The organism is Cellvibrio sp., assembly GCF_046347455.1.
In the GTDB taxonomy this organism is placed as follows: Bacteria; Pseudomonadota; Gammaproteobacteria; order Pseudomonadales; family Cellvibrionaceae; genus Cellvibrio.
Genome location: NZ_JAXMGC010000006.1, coordinates 261,995 through 282,300, shown reverse-complemented (window position 1 = coordinate 282,300; position 20,306 = coordinate 261,995). Strand labels below are relative to the sequence as shown.

Below are 20,306 nucleotides of genomic sequence, written 5' to 3'. Positions count from 1 at the left end.
AGCTTTTCATGGTCATAACCACATGCGTATGGCTTACTGACCCCGTCTGAAAGGCTGACCCAGTGCGCCTGGCGCATCAAACACCGATCCTCATGTCGTAGCCGTTCTCCCAAATGCCTTCTGCAAGAAATCGCGGCATCTGATCATCTGTACCGCCATAGCTCGCGCCGACGAACCAGGTCGCCTGCGGTGCACTATCTATCGTCTGAGTGGTCATCCCCCGCCCCCTTTAGTAATACTGCCGGATGTAGCTGTAGGCCTTCTCGAACAGCTCTTCATCCGCATGCAGCTTGTATTTGAAGAGGGCTTTGCGCAGGGCCTTCTTGACCTCACGCTCGCCGGCCTGCGTGCCTTGCCAGCCCGGGAACCGGACGAGGCGCACGATTTCGTCGATGTCTGTGACCACCCGTTCGACCATGATGGGTGTCTCAGAAGTCTTGACCTCATTGAACAGTTCAGTGAGCGCCGCCTTTCCGCGATCCTCGTCCTCTTCGGGCGGGACCTCCTTCTCGGCCTGCAGCGTCTCCTTGGCGATCTCCAGCAACTGCTTCAGAAACTCGACGCTGTTGATCTGTCCGGATTCGAAACGGTCCTTCAGCGCATCGAGTCGTTCCGACAGTTTCTTGAACTTGGGGTTGCCGCCATGCCCGCGCAGCCGGCGCTTGAGCTTGATCTCGATCTCCTTGGCCTTCTTAGGGTCTGGGTTCGAGAGCACTGCCTCCAGCAGATCGGCGTCCAGCACCAATGTGTCGAGGTCATCCCGCACCGCGTCGACATGCACGTTCTGGTGGATCAGCTCGATGGTCTTTGCGCCCAGCGAATGCCAGATCAGCTTGCCGTGGCCACTGGAGGGCTGCACCGACTGGTACACCTGAGACAGCCACTTGTAGTCCTTCTCGAAGGGGCCCAGAACGGTATCCGGTGACAGTGCCTCCCAGATCTTGTTGAGCACGCTGTACTCGGCGGCAAAGTTGTCTCGCACCTCGTTATTGGGCAGACACTGCTGCGCAGCGATCAGGCCCTCGTAGCCTTGCAAGCTGCGGTCGCAGCCAGCGAAGAAGGCAAGGCACTTCTGCGTCGCCTCAGGCAGCTTGTCCTTCAGCTCCTGAATGTTGCTCACCACCTGCTTGACGCTCTGATCGTCGAACTCCAGCGCCGCTGCCACGTCATCGAAGATGCCGAGATAGTCCACGATCAGTCCGTGGGTCTTCTGCTCGGAGTAAGTGCGGTTCACCCGGCAGATGGCCTGGAGCAGCGTGTGGTCACGCAGCGGCTTATCCAGGTACATGGCCTGCAGGATGGGCGCATCGAAGCCGGTCAGCAGCTTAGCCGTGACGATGATCAGCTTCAGAGGGTCGGCCGGGTCCCGGAAGCGATCGAGCAGACGTTCTTCCTCGTCGCGTGAACGGTCATAGGCCGCGTACTCTGGGTGCTCCTTCTTGTCAGACGCCTGCACCGACATGACGATGTCCGTGGCCTCCGGCGGCAGCAGCTTGTCCAGCTCGGCCTTGAACAGCAGGCAGGACTCGCGGTCGAAGGTGACGATCTGGCCCTTGAAGCCGTTGGGCTCCACCTTGGTCTGGAAGTGCTCGACGATGTCCTCACAGACCTTGCGGATGCGCTCGGGCGTCTTCACCAGCACGGCCATCTTGGCGGCGGTCTTCGCGAGGTTGTCCCTGTCCAGATCCGACAGGCCGCCGGTCAGGTCTTTGTAGGCGGCATCCAGCGCCGCCTTGTCGATGTGCAGGTCAATCAGCCGGGGCTCGAAGTGCAACTTTAGTGTGGCACCGTCGCGGATCGACTCCTCGAAGCCGTACCGGCTCATGTAGCCTTTCTCGTCCTCGTCTGCACCAAAGGCGTAGAAGGTGTTACGGTCGGCACGGTTGATCGGCGTACCGGTCAGGCCGAACAGAAACGCGTTAGGCAAGGCCTCGCGCATCTTGCGGCCCAGGTCGCCTTCTTGGGTGCGGTGGGCTTCGTCCACCAGGGCAATGATGTTGCTGCGGTCGTTCAGACTGCCGGTGGCCTCGCCGAACTTGAAGATCGTGGTGATGATGATCTTGCGCACGTCTTGCGCCAGCAGCTGCTGCAGCTTCTCGCGGCTGTCCGCCTTTTCCAGATTGGGGATGTCCGCCCCGGTGAAGGTGCCGGTGATCTGGCTGTCCAGATCGATCCGGTCCACCACGATCAGCACCGTGGGATTCTTCAGGCCGGCGTGCATTCGCAGCTTTTGCGCGGCAAACACCATCAGCAGCGACTTGCCCGAGCCCTGGAAGTGCCAGATCAAGCCCTTCCTGGGGTAGCCCGCCAGCACGCGCTCGACGATCTTGTTGGCCGCCTCGTACTGCTGATAGCGGCAGATGATCTTGATGCGGCGCTTCTTTTTGTCCGTGGCAAACAGAGTGAAGCTGCCGAGGATGTCCATCACCACATGCGGGCGCAACATGCTCTCAGCGGACAGCTTGAGCGACTTCAGCGGGTGGTGCTGACCATCCTCCCCATTGCCATCCAGATGCCACGGCCCCCAATCCTTGACCGGCAGGCCGATGGACCCGTAGTGGTAAGCCTTGCCTTCGGTCGCCACCGAGAACACGTTGCAGACGAACAGCTCGGGTACGAACTTCTCGTAGTCGTCGTGCACCTGCACCGCGCCATCGACCCAGCTGATGCACTTCTTGACTGGCGTCTTGGCCTCGATCAGCACCAGCGGCAGCCCGTTGACCAACAACACCAGATCGGCGCGGCGCTCGGTGGGGCCTGCGCGGTAGATGAACTGCTGGGTGACGATGTACTGGTTCTGCGCCAAATCATCCAGGTCAATCAGCCGCACCGGAACATGCTCGTTGTTGGGGCCGAAGGGCATCGAGCGCTCACCACGCATCCAGGCGGTCATTTCCTCGTTGGCGCGGATCAGCCCATCCGATCGCACCGACAGCACGATGGCGCGCAGCTTGTAGAGCACCTCGTCGGCGCGGTCGGGCTGAGCGGCAATCTCCGGATTCAGGCGGATCAGCGCTTCACGCACCCACGGTTCCACCAGCACTTCCTGAATCTGGCGCGGGACCTCAGCCGGGGCGGCGTAGCGCCAGCCGATGCCTTTGGGGCTGGGTCCGTAGCTGGCCTGAGGTTCCTGGGCGGTGTTGGCCAGGACAGCCTTGACTGGGCCGGCGAGCAGATCGCGGACGTAGGCTTCGACGGTATTGGATTCGTTAAACATCGCCGAATACCTCCCTCAAAATTTTCTTGTAGGTGCGTTCTGTTGCCAATTTTCTTTCCTCGGTCAGCCGTACAGACTCGAAGAGCGCATCAATGGCCGAAACAACACCCTCTGCTAGATGATCTGGCGGCAGAGGCACGGGTAGCGTTTGGCAAAGCTCCAGCGTCAAATTCTGCTGACCAGAGGTCTTCTTCGATCTAGACCCCAACCAGCGTTGCGCCCAATCTGATAGCAGATATGCCGCGATAAACCTCGGAGAAATTTCTTTTCTGGCTCGAAAACGAGCGATCGCTTGATTTATGTTTGCGCTCGGGAACTTTGCAGGAACAATCGAAACCTTACCGAGAGGCGGGCCCACGATATTCATGAGTACATCGCCCTCTTGAACCTTCGACCTTGCCAATTCTTTGGAATGCGCTTCGGAACTCAAGAATGTGGGCTCAATAGTGAAATCAAGCGATCCATCAAATGTGAGGTTGTAGACCTTGAGGAATGGGATGCCCGTGTCGCTTACGCCAGTAGCGCCAGATGGCGTAGCTCCCTTTGTGATCGGTGCCACGCAGATATCCGCAGCAGAGACCAATCGCCACTCTGGGCGAACGATAGCTTGGGACATTTCTGTGTTTGCAGGAGAGCACCCTGCTGCTGCAAAGATCGAAACCAGACCCGACCTCAGCATTTCGTTTGCGGCTTCCAGTGCAGATGCATAGGACTCTGCCGATTCTCGAGCACAAGCAAGAAGTTCAAGTAGGCGAACCTGCTCATCCATTGATGGCAGTGCAAACTCAAAGTCCGCCAAACTCGTCCAGTTTGTACGAGGGCTCAGAGACCCCGCCGACGTGCCAACAGCGTGATCGAAGAAGGCATCGGTCTGGCAAATGAATGGCAGCAGCTCCGGCAGCAAGACCTGCGCATCCTTGGTCTCCAGCACGTAGATGTCCCCGGAACACACCCCAGAGAAATCCGCCACAGCCACCTTGCGCTGGTAAGCGCGGCGCTTGCCGAACAGCACCTGTCCAGGTTGAAACACGCTGGTGAAGGTCACGCCATCCGCAACGTTGCCCCAGCTGCGGATGCGCAAATCACCGGGTTCGAGATGTTCCAGGCCGACGTAGCGTTCAATACCATCGGCCAGCGGATCTTGGCTGCGGGCTTTCGAGAGGCGCACCACGTCGCCGAATTTCACCGGACGCCAGTCGGGCTTCAGGGTTTTATTGTTCTTGTCAGACACGCTCGATGTCCTCCGTAATAAGTCCATCCAGCGTTTCCACCAGCGCGTCCATCTGTTGCCAGAAGGCACGGCCATCGGTTTGCCATTGGTCCCAGGCTGAGCGCAGCGATACCGCGTCACCATTGCTGTCTGTGGCGATGGCGGCGGCAATGCGCTTCACGTACAGCGGGATCGAGAGGTTGCCCGCATTGATGCCGATTTCGGCCAGGGTGGCGACCTTGGCGAAACCGGGCACATCGGCAAAGGTCTTGTAAGCGCTCAGGATGCGCTGCTGGTGCGCGGGCTTCAGAAAGCTCTGCGCCCGTTCCCGGGTGACCTCGTTCACCGCGTCTATGAAGATCACCTTGCCCTTGCGAGCAGCCGCCTTCTTGCGGTTGCAGATGACGATGCACGACTCCATCGGGGAGTTGTAGAACAGGTTGGGGCCCAAGCCGATGACGGCCTCGACCCAGTCCTGTTCGACCATCTTGGCACGCATGGCCTGTTCCTCGTTACGGAACAACACGCCGTGGGGCCAGAGCACGGCACACCGCCCCTTGTCGGTGAGGCTGGTCAGGATGTGCTGCTGGAAGGCGTAGTCGGCCCGGCCCTGCGGCGGCGTACCCAGCGAATTACGACCCCACTTGTCACTGCTCCAGGCCTCGCGGTTCCACTGCTTGATGGAGTACGGCGGGTTGGCCAGGATCACATCGAACTGGCGCAGACGGTCGCCTTCGATGTGCTTGGGTTCGGCCAGGGTGTCGCCCCGGATGATCTCGAAGTCCTCCACGCCGTGCAGGAACAGGTTCATGCGGGCGATGGATGAAGTAATGAGGTTGCGCTCCTGCCCGTAGAGCTTGAGCGTGCGGTACTCGCCGCCCGAGCGCTTCACCTCGTCCAGCGCCGAGATCAACATGCCACCGGTGCCGCAGGTAGGGTCGTAGATTGACTCGCCTGCCTGTGGCGCCAGGAGTTGCGTCATCAAGTGGACGACGGTGCGGTTGGTGTAAAACTCAGCCGCCGTGTGGCCGGAGTCGTCCGCGAACTTCTTGATCAGGTATTCGTAGGCGTTGCCGAGCTCGTCCTCCGGCACGTTGGCCACCGAGAGTGTCTGCGTCGAGAAGTGCTCGATCAGGTTCTTCAGCGTTTCATCGGGCAGGCGCTCGCGGTTGGTCCAGGGGGCATCGCCGAAGATGCCATCGAGCAGATCCGGGTTGGCGGTCTCGATAGCGCGCATGGCTTTCTGGATGGCTGCACCGACGTTTTTGGGTGCCTGGCGAACATCGTTCCAGTGCGCGCCCTCGGGAATCTGGAAACGGTGGTTCTCCGCGAACTGGGCGTAGGAGAGGTCGCCCTTCGAGTTGGCGAGCGCCGCATGGTATTCCTCGTCCCAAACGTCCGAGACGCGCTTGTAGAACAGCAGCGGGAAGATGAACTGCTTGTAGTCGCCGGCGTCGATGAGACCACGCAGCAATACGGCGGCGCCCCACAGGTAGCTTTCGAGTTCTTGTTGGCTGATGCGTTTGCTTGGGTGACTCATTGCAGCCATCCCCCTTCAGTCATGACCTGCGCGAGCCGCTCTTCGGCTTCACGGCAGCGGGTGAGCGCGTCCTTGAATGCCGCGATAGCATCGGGCAGCGGTGGGATGTCTTCCTGCAATGGCGGAAGAACATAGCGCGAAATGTTCAGCGTCCAGTCCTCGGCTTTGATCTCGTCGAGACCGACCACGCGGACCGCGTCCTGCACATCGGCAAAGCCGCGATACCAGCCGAGGATCTCGGCGGCGTGCTCGGGCTCCAGATAGTTCTGCGCGCGGCCCCGGCGGAACAGGCGTGACGCATCGGCGATCAGGACCTTCTTCTTGTGCTTGGCGGGCTTGCGCTTGCGCAGGACCAGGATGCATGCGGCCAGGCCGGTGCCGTAGAACAGGTTGGGCGCCAAGCCGATCACGGCCTCGACCAGATCCATCTCCAGCAGCTTCTGACGGATGCTGCCTTCCACGCCTTTGCGGAACAGTGCGCCCTGGGGCAGCACCACGGCCATGCGGCCGCTGACGTCGGCCATCGACTTGACCATGTGTTGCACCCACGCGAAGTCACCGCTGGATGAGGGCGGTAGGCCAGCAAAGTTGCGGCCGAAGGGATCGTTCAGCCACAGGTCCTCGCCCCACTTTTCCAGCGAAAACGGCGGATTGGCGATGACGCAGTCGAAGGTGGCCAGCCGATCGACCTCGAAGAAGGCCGGGTTGCGCAGCGTGTCGCCGCGCACCACCTGGAAGTCTTCAATGCCGTGGAGGAACAAGTTCATCCGCGCAATGGATGAGGTGGTGAGGTTCTTCTCTTGCCCGTACAGCTTGCCCCACAGCCGCTTCACGTCGCCATGCTGTTCCTTCACGTGCTGCACAGCGGCCAGCAACATGCCGCCGGTACCGCAGGCCGGGTCGTAGATGGTCTCGGCTTCTTTGGGATCGAGCATGTCGATCATCAGCCGCACGACGCTGCGCGGGGTGTAGAACTCGCCGGCCTTCTTGTTGGTGGCGTCGGCGAACTTCTTGATCAGGTATTCGTAGGCGTTGCCGAGCAAGTCCGAATTGACGTTCTTGTTGCCAAACGGCAGCTTGGAGAAGTGCTCGATCAGGTCCTTGAGCAAGGCATCAGACAGCCGATCCTTGTTCGACCACTGAGCATCGCCGAACACGCCGTACAGGGTTTCGGGGTTGGCCTTCTCAATCTCGCGCATCGCGCGCTGAAGGGCCGTCCCGACATTGCTGGCCTTGGTGCGAACGTCGTTCCAGTGGCAGTCTTCCGGGATCTGGAAGCGGTGCGATTCCGGGAACCAGGCCAGTTGCTCGTCGCCGGTCTCATCAACGATCTCCTGGTACTCCTCGTCCCAGACGTCGCAGATGCGCTTGAAGAACAGCAGCGGAAAGATGTAGGTCTTGAAGTCAGCCGCATCCACCGGGCCGCGCAGGATGTTGGCGGATTCCCAGAGGTGACCTTCGAGCTGGCTGAGGGTGATTTGTTGGTCGCTCAAACGCATGGCCCTTCTGTATCGATGCCGTCGCACTGCGGCTTGTGTTCTTGTTTGGTCTTCATCGGTTATTCGAACAGCCGCTTTTGCTTGACGATGTAGCCCGTAGGCTTCTTCTGCTTTTCCAACACGCCCTCGTCAACAAGGCGCTGCAACCATGCCTTGGCCTGAGCGTTGGACACATCCAGCGCGGCGGCCACCTCCGCATCCTTCATCGGCGTACTCAATAGCTGCTGAATCGCTATACGCACGGCAGCGAAGAGCACTTCGGCAGGGGTCGATTCCGGCTGCGGAGATTCCTTGGCCTCGTCTATCGGCGCCACAGCCTCTGGTGTGACTGGCGGCAGTTCTTCCAATGCCGCAGCGTGTGGCTGCGCATCGGAAACAACGTCGACCGGTGCCGATGGCTCACTTTCGGCCTGGGGCGCTGGCGCGGCGTCGGGTGGCACGGGCGCCGTTGGCTTGGCGTCAGCCGACGTTGGTTCTTCGTTTGAAAACAGCGCAAAACCAACCTGTGGGGATGCAGTCGGCGTGGGCATCGCCACGTTGAACACGTCCTCGAACGAATCCACATCTTGCGGGTTCGGCCAGGGAAGTGCGCCTTTCTTTCGTAATCCATCCAATCCGGCGGAAGACTCGCCGGTCGATCGAATGAAGACCGGGACGAACTTGAGTTTGTCGAGCTGCTCGACAGCGCCCGCCCAAGTGCCACCTTTGTTGAGGTCGGAACTGACCACCAGTGAGGTGTCTGCCAGGGCATAGATCAGCTTGTTCCGCTGCATGGCGTTGCCGACATTGAACCCGGCACTCGGATCGTAGGGCGAAATCAGGACCAGTTGCCCATCGAGCAGCAGGTTGCGGTGCTCGCGGTTCATGGTGGTCTTTTCCAGACTGTCCGCCAGAACGCCACAAACTTTTCCACCTCCCTCAAGCGCACCTCGCATGGCGGCCTGATCGATGCCCTTGGCGCCACCGGAGACAAGCGTTCTGCCTGCCCGAGCAGCGAGCCGGCCAACTGCCATGGTGTAGTCAATGAGGGCGTCGTCCACATGCCGCGATCCGACGACGGCAAGCCCACCGGTTTCGAGCAAAGCCATGTCGCCACAGCCGTAGAGCACTGCCGGCGCATCTTCGCGCAGGCGGGTCTTCAGACGACGCGGATACTCGGCATCGGCGCGGCTGACCACCCAAATGGCGCGCGCTTGCCAGCGCTCGATCACTTGGCTCAGCAGGAATCCGCGCCCCAACAACTTCTGCAGGCGGCTCTCGTCAATCACCGGTTGGCACGCACGCAGGATCTCAGCTGCATCCGGCGATAGGAGATCCGCAGGCTGACGCTGGATCTCGCGCAAATGGCGTGCAAGACGTTTGTATTCACCAGGCGAGAGAAGATCCGATGACGCCGTGCCTCGTCCGGCAATGAGCGGCGCCGTCAGCAGCAGGATCGCCTGTGTATTGGGTGAGAGGACTGGCGTCATTCGTCGTGCCCCGTCTGTGAAAGGGCCATCGGCCAAACTGCACCACTACCGCTTTTGCGCAGCAGCCATGCAGCCACCGTCAGGGTCCAGCGCGAGTCGACCATGTCATCCACCAGGAGGACCGGGCCGGGAGGAATGGGCTGGCCGTTGAGTGCGAGCGAACCATCAATGTTGCGCGCCTGTTGTGTACTGTTTGCCATCGTTTTCTGTTCGGGCCTTGCGTCTGTTTTTGCGATGACCATATGAAACGGCAGACCCAGCGCAGCAGCCAAGCGTTGCGCGAAATTCGGCACCAATTCGGGATGCCGAAGCGAAGGAACGCAGGTCACCCAGGTCGGGCTCGGCTGCGGATTCCACTCTTGAATCATCTTCACGCACGCAGCAACGAGGTCATCGGAAAAGTGGCCGTCGTGGTACTTACCCTGTCGAACCAAGCCGCCCCAACCGGCATCGCCCCAGACGCAGAGGGCTTTGCCAGATTCGGCCTGATGGGCAGGGGCGATGAATCCCCTGACGCCGTACTGGGGCATTCCACCGTCGGGCCATTTTTTGCGGGGCTCGATAGGCAAGCTGGTTCGACGAAGAAATTCGACGGCGGCTTTGACCAGCTCGGTATCCACGGTTGCAGGCAATGGCGGCAAGGCAGGTTCTGTGACAACACTTGGATCGCCGTCGAGCGCGCCAATCAAAAAGCCCATGTGCTCACCAAACGGCAGGCTGACGTAGCCCTGCATCTGCTGGTGCTCGTCTCGTCGAAGCGCGGTGAGGCGTTCCGCTCGATCCCAGAACGCTTCACTCAGCGTTGCAGCCGTGAGCTGCCATTTGCTGCCTTGCTTGGCGATGGGCGCCGGGGCTTCGAGGGAAAGCAGTGCAATCGTCTTGTCGACACGTCCTTTGCTCAGATTGACTCGACTGAGCAGCTCGGGAACAGATAGCCCGTTGGGCTCGTCTTCAAGCGCTCCCAGGACGTCGGCAACTTCTTGTCGGGTCGGGAAGGCACTCCGGATAAACCAGTCAGTGATGTCAGACTCTTCCTGACCGCTGAGGAGCACTCCATAGGCGGAGTCCAGTGCGCGTCCCGCGCGACCAACCTGCTGGTAGTAGGCGACGACCGATCCTGGCATTTGGTAGTGGATGACAAAAGCCAGATCCGGCTTGTCGTAACCCATGCCTAGCGCTGTTGTGGCAACCAGCGCTTTGACTTGGTTGTTGAGCAGCGCCTGCTCAAGCTGTTCTCGGCGATCGCCGGTTTCACCGGTGTAGGCTTCCACGTTGAAGCCTTGGGTCTTCAGCCATTGCGCTACTTGATTGGCATCACGAACCGTCAGCGTGTAGATGATGCCGTGGCCCTGCAGCGTGGCCAGTTGCTCTGCCAGCCAGGCAAGGCGCTCAGCCTGGCTGGGTAAGCGGATCGTTTGCAGGGAAAGCGAGGTCCGATTCAAGTCGCCACGCGAAACATCCAGTTTCGGACCGAGCACTGCAGCAAGGTCCTCCATCACGCGGTTATTCGCCGTTGCCGTGGTGGCGAGCAAGCGCAGGTTTGGCGGCAGCGTTTTGACGATCCGCTCCAACAGGCGATAGTGCGGGCGGAAGTCGTGGCCCCAGTCGGAAATGCAATGCGCCTCGTCGATGACCAGCATCGAAATCTGTGCAGCAATGCCGGCCAGAACCTGCGTCCGGAAGCGCTCATTCGCCAGGCGCTCCGGCGAGATCAAGAGAATGTCGACCTCACCCTTGGCCAGCTTGCCTTCGACTGCAGTCCAGTCATCCATGTTGTCGGAATTGATGGTGGCGGCGCGAACCCCCATCCTCTCTGCTGCTGCAATCTGGTTTCGCATCAGCGCCAGCAGCGGCGAGATCAGTAACGCAGGGCCGGCTCCAGCTTCCCGCAGCAACTTGGTCGCGATGAAGTAGACAAAGCTCTTACCCCACCCGGTCTTCTGCACGACCAGCAAGCGGCCCTTGCCTTCGACGATGTGACGAATGGCATCTTCTTGGCCGTCGCGGAAAGTGGCATCGGCGCGTCCGGAGCCAATCCGGAGCAGTTCCAGCGCGCGTTTTGGGTCGTAGGCCACGTTATTGCTCTCCCTTATTTTGGTCAGGCGAGCGGTACCCCGGCGCCAACACAGCGTTCTTGACGCCGTACAGCGCCAGGTGATCTTTCAGCCAGAGCCTGAATTCGTAACCGCGCAGACTGTGGTCCGGAGAGCAGTCCACGCTCCACTGCCGCAAGATGTATCCGGCGGTGGCAGCACGCAGCTTCATCCGCAGTGACCCGCGAACCATGCCGTAGTCCATCTCCGTAATTTCAGGACGGGGCTGGTCCGGGTGCGGCACCATCTCCAGCTCCACGATCCGGGTCCATTGGATGTCCTGATCACTGCGCTCATGGGGCTGAACCTCTGCATCCCTCATAAGGACCGGGCGCTTGATCCGAGTGATGACGAAATCCCGGAACTCCTGCGACTTCCGGTCGAAGGCGCGGACGTGCCAGCGCAGACCGTTGTCGATCAGCGCGAACGGGACGATCTCCCGCTCGGTGCGGCCACTGGAGATGGAGTGGTACTCGATGCCGAGCGGACACTCCTGGTGAATCGCACGGGTCACGCTCGCCAGCACATCCAGATCCGGATGCGTGAGCCGTGACGGGCTCTCGCTGGCCACCCACGCCTTGAGCCGCATCGGCTCACCATCGCCAAAGCCCTGGGTCAGCCACGACAGCACCCGCTCCGGGGGGAAGTCGAAGACGGGTCGGAAGTCCGGCCCCAGGACGTAGGACTTGCCCTTGGAGTCGTAATCAATGTTGCCCGGGGCCAACTCCTTGTACAGCGCCAGATCCCTGGATGCGGCGGCGGACTGGATGCCAAACCGCGTGACCAAGTCCTGACGGCGTATCTCCCCAATGAAGCGCACGCGCAATTCCACAAACGCGAGCCGGTCGCGTTGTGGCTGGGTTAGATCTGCAAGCTGTTCGTTCGACATCCTGGCTGGCTCGTTCGGGTTAGCGAATGCTTGTGATGGCTATTGCGGAAAGTATATGGTCCGCTCTAAAATCTGTCCATAATTCGTTTGTGATTTGTTGGTGGGTCGCATTGTGATAACCACAAGCGGCGCAGCGACGATATGACTGGCATGGACGCTGTGCAGGCTTTTCCGGAGCTTCAGCACTTCGAAATGGAGTGAACGGCATGAGCGGAAATCGATGGGACCAGCCGGGCGTGCCCCACAAAGGATGGCACTGCGTGGATGTGGTCGACCTGCGGGCCGACGGCGAGTCGGCGGGCGAAACCGATTACGCGACCTGCCAGATGTGCGGCAACGAGAAGATCCGCTACGTCCACATCATGGAGCACCCGGGTCTGGATGAGAACTTCGACGTTGGCTGCGTCTGCGCCGAGAAGATGAGTGGCGACTACGAAGGACCGAAACGGCGTGAGGCCAAGTTGCGCAACCGGGCAGCACGCCGAACCCGATGGCTGCAGCGCAAGTGGCGGGTGTCCGCCAAGGGGAACAGCTTCCTGAACGTCGATGGGCACAACCTCGGCGTCCACATGAACAAGTTCAAGCGCTGGGGCTACCGGATCGGCAGCCGGTTCAGCGCCAAGACCTACGCGACCAAGGACGAAGCCAAGCTGGCCCTGTTCGATGACTTCTGGGCCGCGACTCAGGATGACGATCGGCTGTGGGCTTCGGACTGATTTCAGCAGGCTGTCGGACCAGACGTAAACCAGGACACATCAAACAATGAAAACAGACTTGATCGAAAAGTACGCGCCGATTCTTTGTGGGGCGACGCCTCCGATGGTGCGCGATCCGCGCCTCCTAATGGATGCAAGTGGCGACGTGAAGATCTATTACGCACCGTTCGAGTACATCAACCCAAGTGCGCGGATCGTTCTGGTCGGGATCACACCGGGCCCCACCCAGATGGTCAATGCCAACAACGAGGCGCGGCGCGCGCTTCAGGCCGGCAAGTCCAGCACGGAAGCGATCCAGGCCGCCAAGAGCGTCGGCGCATTCAGTGGCGAGCCGTTGCGAAGCAACCTCATCAACCAGCTCAACCATTGGGGCTTTCACAAGTGGCTCGGCCTGACCGATTCTGCCGACCTGTTCTCCACGTCGCGCCACCTGGTGCAGACCACATCCCTCCTGCGCTATCCGGTGTTCGTCAAGGACGACGATTACCGTGGCTCTCCAGACATGACCAAGCACCTCTTGCTGAGGAAGTACCTGCTGGAGAACTTCGCGGCGGAGGTCGAGGAACTGAAGGATGCCGTGTTCGTCGGGCTCGGGCCGCAGGTCCAGAAGGTGCTGGATCGACTGATCCAGGAGCGGGTGCTGAATCCCGAACGGGTGATTGGCGGCATGCTGCACCCATCCGGCAACTGCACCTACCGGATCAATTACCTCATCGGCGACAGAAACGCGCCGATCCCGCACGCCACCAACCCTGTACCTTACGACCAGGGCCGGCAAGCATTTCGGGAGCGGTTCGTCACCGCCTGATCGAAAGTCGGGTGAGTCGATGCGGACGCGGGTTCAATTCCGCAAATGGGAATCGAACTGGCGTCCTGCCCGATGCGCTCGGTTGGTGACCCGGCCGGGGCAGAACTGGTAGGATTGTTGGCAGTCGGGGCTGGATTCCGCACCTTTCCGCAGGAGTTCGAAGCGGTCGTAAGGCGCTGAGTTACATAGGTTTGGCGCAGGGTTCCACCCCACCACCAATAACAAAACCCTTGTCACGAAAGTGACAAGGGTTTTTTATTGGCCACGAAGCGGCGCCTGTTGAACTTTCAAAGTCGGGGTTGACCGCCATGGATGGCGGAAATACAGAAAACGCAGGAGCGGTTTTCTGCCACAAAACAATAAATAGTCATTTTTTACAGTGAGGCTGCCCGAAGGGAGAGGCACATGGATGTGACGAGTGAATTCCCTCCTCCACTTACTACTCTCCCAGCCTCTAAAAGTCCGAGTGCCATAGGTCGAAATTGAAATTGACGACGCGTTAAAAATAATGATTACTTGGGAATTAGGAATAATTCAGGTTGCCTGTGGTGTGTAACTCCACAATTAATTCTGAGCATAATTAAGTCATTGATTAATGCGAGCTAAAACTATTGAGGATTCATCTACCTTTGTATTTATGCAGTTAACGCCAAGTTAGTTGGATTAATCTTCAGCGGGTTATATAGTTAGTGCAATTCAATAAACTGTTAGGCTAATACCTCGAAACATTTGCTTAGGATTTAAATTATGCTTGATAAAATAAAAGATCTAGGTTCGCAAGCTGTATCAAAGGCTAATGAAGCAATAGATGGTGTTGCCACAACAGTAAAAGGAAGTGTGGAGTCAATTTCAAATACAGCGTCTTCCGTTACTGAATCACTTAACGAAAAAGCAGTAAGAGCTTCTACGTCGCAAATGTACAGAATACTGGAAATTGCGTTGCAAGAGCTTGAAGGAAGACCTTTGGCTGAAAGACCTTTATCTTTAACTGCTAGCGTTAATATCGGTGTTGCTGCACTTGAAATGCAAATACATTTAAATCAAATAAGCGAGCAGCGCGAAATACTCAAAAACGAAGAAAATTAAACACAAATTTAAGTTTATTTCGGCTTGGGTTAAGCCTAACAAATCGCACAAGCATCGCAACCGTCGATTGTTGGACAGCTTCCTGCTTAGCTCGGCCTTAGATTGAATGGAGAAAAAAATGAGTTCATATGTTCCTGATGGTCATAATTCGGTTTCACCATATCTTTTAATTGAAAATGTAGAGCAAGAAATTGAGTTTTTGTTAAAAACATTTGAGGCTACTCTGTTATATAAAATTGATGGGCCTAACAACTCAATTAAACACGCCGAAGTAAAAATTGATGACTCGGTAATTATGTTAGGTGAACGCCAAAATCAAGGTTTTTCAGTAATTTCGTCAACGCATATTTATGTAAAATCTGTTGATGAAACTTACAAAAGAGCATTGGCATCTGGAGCCACATCAGTATCGGAGCCAAAAGATCAAGCGTATGGAGATCGAAGCGCTGGTGTTAAAGATGCACAAGGCAATTTTTGGTGGATTGGAACACATGTTAAAAAATAATAAATCTAACAGTCGTTCCAGCACTGCACACTTCGTGCTGACCATTTTTTAACGTCTACCCCGCACTTGCAAAAGCGTAGTTGGATTTCTCAGAAGTTGTACTACCGCAACTTTTGAGCGCGAGATTAATTTGCATGAATTTTTCAATCACTGTCTTGCCAGGCTTTCTCTACCTTGTCGGTATGGTTGTCCGCTTCATTGAGCTAAAATGACGCAATCGCATCATGATGATGAGCAGACTCACCAGCACTAATTGCAATATCAATTAGATTAAAGCAATATTCCGCGTCAGGCAGATGTGCCTACACATCTTTGTTTGTCATGAATCTAATTGGTTACTATTTCCGCTATAAAGTTTGTATCACTGCTATAAGCACTATCAGTCAAATAAATTCTTACATGGGAGTTAGCGAGGCGATGTTCAATTTTCAAAAAGGTAGCTTTAATTTTATTGTATTCACGTCACTAGTTTTATGCGGCTGCGAAACCCGCACTTACATGGAACCCGTTACAGGCGATCAGCCGATTACTGGTGATGTATCTACAATAAAATTTGAGTTACCACAAGGTGACAAAAAAATCACTATTTATGAAAAACCCGAACAATGTGAAGGCATGATGCTCGTGCCCATGCAGAAAGATGAAATCATCAAAGAAGTTAAGGTTAAACGAGGAGAACCAGTAAGCTTTACGGTAGCTTATGTTTTGGCTAGACAGCGCGATAAAAGGCAATCTGTGACTAACTCTTGTCAGATTACCTATACCTTGAATGCGACCGATAAAGATTACCACTTGAAATATGTCGTTAATTCAAGCGGAATTTGCAATTTGGAAGCTCAAAAGCTTGCTGGTGCACAAAGGGTGCGGGAGCCAGACATGGAACAACGTGAATACATCTACGATGCCAGGGACTCCCTGCCCCACTGCAAACCGCAAAAAGCATCTGAAGAATCTGTTGTACAACAGTCCCAACAACCACCAGAAGCACCTGTTGCAGCACAGCTCCAACAAATACCAGAACAAATTACTGCGGAACAGTTCCAGCCCAAAATTTACCCAATGCAAGTTAAAGGAATTATTTTTTCGATCGATATGCCATTAATTGAAGGTGAGGATTTGCAACACCAACAAGATAAAATCTTTACTTCATTAAACGAAGAAACAAAAAATGAAACCATGCGTAAATATGTGAAAACGCAAAAATCGCGTGACGATAAATCAACTTATATTCTGCGCACGGGAATGAGCATTCGTCATCCGAAGCATCTCTTCGATACATTTCTTGAATACAAAATTTCTGCTAACTGCCAACCGCAAAAGAAATACCTACACTGCGATTACAAAGCTACCGATGGCTTTTTTTCGAGGGATTTACCGCCCTCACAGTCACTAGACGGAAATCAAACGGTTGCGCAGATGGAAGCCAGCGAAATTAATAGCTTGTCTTTATTGAATACTCGCTTCATTACGCAGGTAGAAAGTTTTAATTCAGAACTTTCCTTGGACAAATTGCAACCCATGTTACGTGAAAAGAATTTTAGCGTGAAACCCAAAGGTTCTCGCTTGTCTTTGTATAGAGCTAAATTTGATTACAACGCGGAGTTGACACAAAAGAAAGTAAAATCTGGCTATATCACAACGGCAAGTGTTGAGGTTTATCCGCAAAAAAAGAGCGCTTACCACACCGATTTCTTTACGCCTTTCAACCAAATTATGAATGACATTAAAGCGTCTGTTCGGTAGCGTGCTGCCATCCACTTATCGATTAAATGAGTGGATGGCTTCTCGCTCATAAGAAAAACCTAATTGCCGTAAAATTGAAATTATTGAACAACCTAACTTATTCAACATCCCCGCAAAAATAACCACTTCCTCTAGCGGACAATTTTCACCAATAAAAACCAAACGCACCCGACTGTAAAGAAAGATAAACATCGCGCACATTCAAACCACTTTAGTAGAATTTAAAACAAACCCCGTTTAAGCTCCGTGGCTCTAACTAAAGAGGCACAGCAATGAAAAACATAAAAACCCTACTTTTGAGCGGACTTTTAACCACTACCCCACTTTGCCACGCGCAATTTTTTGATGATTTCAACGGCAAATCTACTGCTGAATGGCACACCTTTACGGGCGATGGTAATGCCGAGCTTAAATTTATTCCTATGGATGGATTTGCGCGCATGCAAGTTGATGCGACTAAAGACGAACACAATATTTATTGGACGATTATTAAACGCGACGTTTCAAAGTACCTGGACATGGAGAAACTCAAAAGTCCCGATTACGAATTGCGTGTAGAAGCGCGCGTGCGCCCCAGCGATTCGCCTCGTCGCGTTAACTTTATGCTTAACACGCAACGCACAACAGATTTTCACGAGCATTTGCGCGAATATGACCTCGGTTTAAAACCAGGCTGGCAAGTGATTAGTTTTACCACGAAGAATTTTGATGCTGCGCCCGGTGACCAAGTGAATGTGCAATTGGGTGTAACCGATTGGGGCTTGGGTGAACATTATTTGGATGTGGATTATTACCGCGCCGATGTGGTGAAAGTAAAAAATGCAAAACCGGATTTAGGCGAGCCACTTGTTTACCACCCACTCGTTGCTGCGATTGATAGCTTTAAACATCACGTAAAAGTCAAACACGATTCAACAATCAACTCAGCATTTCCGTTGGTGAATTTTAACAGCTGGAAATCTGACGACGCGCGCGTGCTAACCGTTAGTGCAGGCCAATACCCAATATTGCGCTGGGACCTTCAAAGCTTTAGCGGCCAAAAAGCCAATGATGCTGGTGTACTGGAACTCACCACACAATCGGTTCAAAAAGGTGGTGATTACATTGGTGCGCAGGGCGAAGATTTTGGTATTGAATTTGAAAAGGTGCGCGTGTTTGAAATTTTTGGCGGTGAAGAAAACTGGCAACAAGACAAAGTGACTTATGCAAGCTTTACGCAGGGAAAAGATTTGGTATCCACGCATAATGGCCAAATGATTTTTGATACAGACGTTGCCCAAGCTGGCGGAAAAACTTTGGTCACCATTCCTCGCCCTGTTATGCAGCGCATCTTAGATGGCACTACGCGTGGACTATTACTGAAACCGCTTGGAGCGCTAGAAGCATCTTTCTACGATTCTGAAAACGGTGATGGCAGCCAAGCAGCAACCTTGCATTTCACTACGCGTGTTAAATAAATAACTCCATGGGCGCAGGGAGGCGCCGTGTTTTACCAAGAGAGTCCAACCATGAACCGATTTTTTTCACATCTAGCAAAAAAGATTTTGTTGTTGTGCGTGACACTCTCACTCATGAGCTGCGTTGCGCCATTAACCAAAAATGCGCAGCAAAAATCTGTGCATGTATGGGAGATGCAAGAGCTGGTGTTTTTTGCAGCCAAGCCTTACAAAAATTATTACACCGATGTGGATATGTGGGTTCAACTCAAGGGGCCGAATTTTTATAAGCGCGTATACGGCTTTTGGGATGGGGACAACCGCTTTGTGGTGCGCTTGGTTGCAACAGTACCGGGTGAATGGACGTGGACGAGCGGTGCAAACCACAATGATGATTCTGGCTTGAACGGTCGCACCGGCTCATTCACAGCTGCATCATGGTCTAAGAAAGAAAAACAACAAAACCCGAACCGTCGCGGTTTTGTGCGTGTATCACCCAATGGTCACGCACTTGAATATGCCGATGGCACACCGTTTTTTATGGTGGGCGACACATGGCTTGCGGGCACAACCTGGCGCCTACCATTTCGCAATGCACCAACATCCAATGATTACACGCCGAGCCCCGGCATGGGTTTTGAAGATGCAGTCGCCTTTCGTAAAAGGCAGGGCTTTAATTCCGTCAGCATGATTTCATCTTTCCCCAACTGGGACGCGGACGTAAACCCGAGTACCCATGCGGACGCGAGCGGAATTTATGTGCGCAATGCGTGGGAAAAATTTGGTTACGACGTTTCAAGTGGTAAGGGCACCGATGCATCCGGCGGCGTAAGTTACTGGGGTTCCTTTACCGCAAAAAGTATGCGCGATGAATATGGCAACCTACCCTTTGCTATGTCCGCGCAGCGCAAAGGGGTTTCGGACTTTACGCGCATCAACCCCGCTTACTTTAAAAGCCTTGATCGCAAAATGAATTACTTATCCGCACAAGGTTTTGTGCCACTGTTAGAAACGGTTCGCCGCGATGTTGGCCCGTCCTGGAATGCCTATTTTAATTTTAATGAAACCTTTGCGCGCTACATGCAATACATAGTTGCACGCTATGGTGCGAACAATTTATTGTTTAGTGGCATTCATTTGGATTGGATTCCAAAAGACTTTAGTCTTACAGCTGCGCAATTTAACGAAGCACTTACCTATCATCTAAAAAAATACGGCCCGCCGCCTTTTAATCAACCTGTAACAACCTTAATTGATCGCTCTACTTATGAAGCCTTTGGCCATGGCGATAAAGTGCCTTGGTTAAATATGCACAGCGTGGGCAACAAACCACGCGATCACCGTGTGAGCGAAACTCTTGAAACCGAATTTAAATTAACGCCCGCGTACCCAACGATTAATTTTGAGCCCTACTACACTGGCTGGCTTCACTCTATTAACAAACCCGCTGGTGAAGAACCGCCTGCCAACTCCGCGCGAGATAATTATTTTGCGCGCGCGCAAATGTACGGCTCTGTGCTCTCGGGTGGATTGTCTGGCCATGTGCATGGTACAGCTGCGTATGATATCACCACCACTGGCGAACCCGCTGGTGCACGCCCGCATTTTTGGGATGCGATGAATTATGAATCAGCCAACTACATGCAACATTTAAATAACTTTGTGCAATCCGAAGGCAAGCGTTATCAGAATTTGTTATTGGCTTCTGACCAGATTTTTCCGCGTAAAGCGGCAGGCAGTCCCGAAGACGGCCTCGATGGGTGGAGTTATATGATGCGCACAGCTGAGAAAGATTTGGCGCTGCTGTATTTTGAAAATAAATCGGAAGTGCCCAAGCTAAAAGGCTTTATACCCGGCAAGACTTATACTCTGAAATGGTTTGACCCCGTGACCGGCAAATGGGAAAAGCCTTTAGCCTTAAGGGCAGATGACGAAGGAACCCTTAATTTACAAAGCTTCCCACAGCAGGAGTCCGTTGCCAGCCGCGATTGGGCGGCAAAAATTTCCTTATGAGGAATTGCACTTTGAAAGCATGAGCCTTGAGCGCTATAGTTCAGCTACCGGATTCCATTCTGAACTCTAAACCTATAATACG

At 54.9% G+C, this 20,306-nt stretch carries 15 protein-coding genes; 7 read left to right on the top strand and 8 right to left on the bottom strand.

Annotated features, from left to right (window positions below):
• Nucleotides 1-76: 76 nt before the first annotated feature.
• From U1F02_RS12975 to U1F02_RS12940, 8 genes are all read right to left on the bottom strand, one after another.
• Entirely contained in the window at nt 77-217 is a 141-nt protein-coding gene (locus U1F02_RS12975; RefSeq protein WP_409990822.1) for a hypothetical protein, read from the bottom strand.
• Nucleotides 218-229: 12 nt separating this feature from the next.
• Nucleotides 230-3,217: a type I restriction endonuclease subunit R gene (locus tag U1F02_RS12970; protein WP_409990821.1), complete on the bottom strand. Its 2,988-nt coding sequence runs from the start codon at nt 3,215-3,217 to the stop codon at nt 230-232.
• A complete protein-coding gene (locus tag U1F02_RS12965) occupies nt 3,210-4,448 on the bottom strand; it encodes a restriction endonuclease subunit S (RefSeq protein ID WP_409990820.1) in 1,239 nt (412 codons plus the stop codon). Before U1F02_RS12965 ends, U1F02_RS12970 begins: the two co-directional genes overlap by 8 nt.
• On the bottom strand, nt 4,441-5,967 hold the full coding sequence (locus tag U1F02_RS12960; RefSeq protein WP_409990819.1) for an N-6 DNA methylase: 1,527 nt from the start codon (nt 5,965-5,967) through the stop codon (nt 4,441-4,443). The genes U1F02_RS12965 and U1F02_RS12960 overlap by 8 nt, the downstream gene beginning before the upstream one ends.
• Nucleotides 5,964-7,460 carry an N-6 DNA methylase gene (locus tag U1F02_RS12955; RefSeq protein WP_409990818.1) on the bottom strand — a complete coding sequence of 499 codons (1,497 nt, stop codon included), beginning with the start codon at nt 7,458-7,460 and terminating at the stop codon, nt 5,964-5,966. Before U1F02_RS12955 ends, U1F02_RS12960 begins: the two co-directional genes overlap by 4 nt.
• A 65-nt stretch (nt 7,461-7,525) precedes the next feature.
• Complete coding sequence (locus U1F02_RS12950) at nt 7,526-8,935, bottom strand: DNA-processing protein DprA (protein ID WP_409990817.1); 1,410 nt, start codon at nt 8,933-8,935, stop codon at nt 7,526-7,528.
• Complete coding sequence (locus U1F02_RS12945) at nt 8,932-11,010, bottom strand: RecQ family ATP-dependent DNA helicase (protein WP_409990816.1); 2,079 nt, start codon at nt 11,008-11,010, stop codon at nt 8,932-8,934. Before U1F02_RS12945 ends, U1F02_RS12950 begins: the two co-directional genes overlap by 4 nt.
• Before the next feature lies 1 nt (nt 11,011).
• A complete protein-coding gene (locus U1F02_RS12940; protein ID WP_409990815.1) occupies nt 11,012-11,917 on the bottom strand; it encodes a helix-turn-helix transcriptional regulator in 906 nt (301 codons plus the stop codon).
• A gap of 206 nt (nt 11,918-12,123) precedes the next feature.
• Here U1F02_RS12940 and U1F02_RS12935 point away from each other — a divergent pair, with 206 nt between their 5' ends.
• From U1F02_RS12935 to U1F02_RS12905, 7 genes are all read left to right on the top strand, one after another.
• Entirely contained in the window at nt 12,124-12,633 is a 510-nt protein-coding gene (locus U1F02_RS12935; RefSeq protein WP_409990814.1) for a hypothetical protein, read from the top strand.
• 46 nt (nt 12,634-12,679) lie between these two features.
• Complete coding sequence (locus tag U1F02_RS12930) at nt 12,680-13,441, top strand: hypothetical protein (protein ID WP_409990813.1); 762 nt, start codon at nt 12,680-12,682, stop codon at nt 13,439-13,441.
• A 747-nt stretch (nt 13,442-14,188) separates the two neighbouring features.
• A complete protein-coding gene (locus U1F02_RS12925; RefSeq protein WP_409990812.1) occupies nt 14,189-14,527 on the top strand; it encodes a hypothetical protein in 339 nt (112 codons plus the stop codon).
• 118 nt (nt 14,528-14,645) lie between these two features.
• A complete protein-coding gene (locus U1F02_RS12920) occupies nt 14,646-15,032 on the top strand; it encodes a VOC family protein (protein ID WP_409990811.1) in 387 nt (128 codons plus the stop codon).
• A gap of 417 nt (nt 15,033-15,449) precedes the next feature.
• A complete protein-coding gene (locus U1F02_RS12915) occupies nt 15,450-16,775 on the top strand; it encodes a hypothetical protein (protein WP_409990810.1) in 1,326 nt (441 codons plus the stop codon).
• A gap of 272 nt (nt 16,776-17,047) precedes the next feature.
• A complete protein-coding gene (locus U1F02_RS12910; RefSeq protein ID WP_409990809.1) occupies nt 17,048-18,232 on the top strand; it encodes a hypothetical protein in 1,185 nt (394 codons plus the stop codon).
• Between the two features lie 51 nt (nt 18,233-18,283).
• Nucleotides 18,284-20,224, top strand: coding sequence for a DUF4038 domain-containing protein (locus U1F02_RS12905; RefSeq protein WP_409990808.1), 1,941 nt, complete (start codon nt 18,284-18,286; stop codon nt 20,222-20,224).
• Nucleotides 20,225-20,306 lie beyond the last annotated feature (82 nt).